The following is a 1,330-nucleotide window of genomic DNA, read 5'->3' on the forward strand; positions in this document are numbered from 1 at the left end:
AACGAACCATAGACTTGATCGTTGGGACACATTTAGTTTAAAAAGTCAATGTACAGATGCACATCGTGTGGAAGTACCTTCGATTTGGAAGGAATGTTCTTATTGCTTTTTTACTTGCCCTTTTATTTATGGGTTTGAACTGGAATCGACTAATATTACCTGAGTTAGGATTTTCAATAGTAATGCTTATTCTAATGATTTATGGAGTGGCTTCTTTTATTAGCTTTTTGCATTGGACTTTTTTGGGTTGGACTCAATTGATAAATAAAGGTAAACTAGGAAGGATTTTTAAAATTACTGTTCTGGTCCTTCTTTTGGTTATTCAAATTTCATTAACAAGTAAATTCCTTTTTCATTTTACAAGTAAATTCCTTTGACTTTTGCTGTCCTTAGAAAAGAAACTTCAAAAAAGTAATAGAAAAACATACCCCAACAACCCCTAAAGTGCATAAACGCACCATAGCAAAAACGTTAGGCGCAATGAAAACGATACGTAAAAGTAACAACAGAAATTATTAAATATTAATTAATTTGCTAATATCAAAAAACTAATATTTATTAATTAGGTTTTATTTTCAAAGAAAAAGAGTAGGTTATAATAGTATATTAAATCTTTAATAATGGATTTAAATATTTTAAAAAGTGGTTTATTTAAATTCATTATATCAACCATAATGTTAATCATAATTTCGTGTTCAAGAGAAAGAGAAACAATTTATTATCCCTCGGGTGAATTGCATCTTGAATGCAATATAATAAATGATTCACCAGATGGAGAGTGCATTATTTATTATAAAAATGTGAAAATACAAAAGCTTGTCAACTATGAGAATGGCAAATCAAATGGCTTGTTCAAGTTATATTATAAAAACGGAAATTTAAAGGAGAAAAGTTTTCGTAAAAATGATAAAATACATGGGTTAGCGACCTCATATTATGACAATGGTAAAGTAGAAATGATTGGCCATTATAAAAATGGCGAACGTACTGGCATTTTTAAGTTTTATAATCGGAATGGGAAAATAGAGGAAGTTAAGGATTATAGGATTTATAAAGGCAAATCTGTAATAAATCAATATATCCAGTATGATGAACATAACAACATTATAAAGGCAAAGAGTCATTATATAAGCTTCACACCTACTCTTGACACGTTATTACAAAATAAAGAATTTAACTTAAACATTAAGCTTGAAGCATCTCACTATAACCAAGATATGATGGTTGTTCTTGATTATCGTAAAGAAACATTCTCGACGAAAACTGATACAATAAAGGGTGAAAATTTTATTGCTACCATTAATATTGTTCCAACTCAAAAAGGAAGGTA

Annotated in this window: 1 protein-coding gene; it reads left to right on the forward strand. The window is 28.9% G+C overall.

The window, feature by feature from the left end:
- Positions 1-620 precede the first annotated feature (620 nt).
- The coding region (locus tag AAE02nite_RS26060) for a toxin-antitoxin system YwqK family antitoxin (protein ID WP_146905845.1) at positions 621-1,330 on the forward strand (710 nt) is incomplete at its 3' end.

The sequence above is a fragment of the Adhaeribacter aerolatus genome (assembly GCF_007991635.1).
In the GTDB taxonomy this organism is placed as follows: Bacteria; Bacteroidota; Bacteroidia; order Cytophagales; family Hymenobacteraceae; genus Adhaeribacter; species Adhaeribacter aerolatus.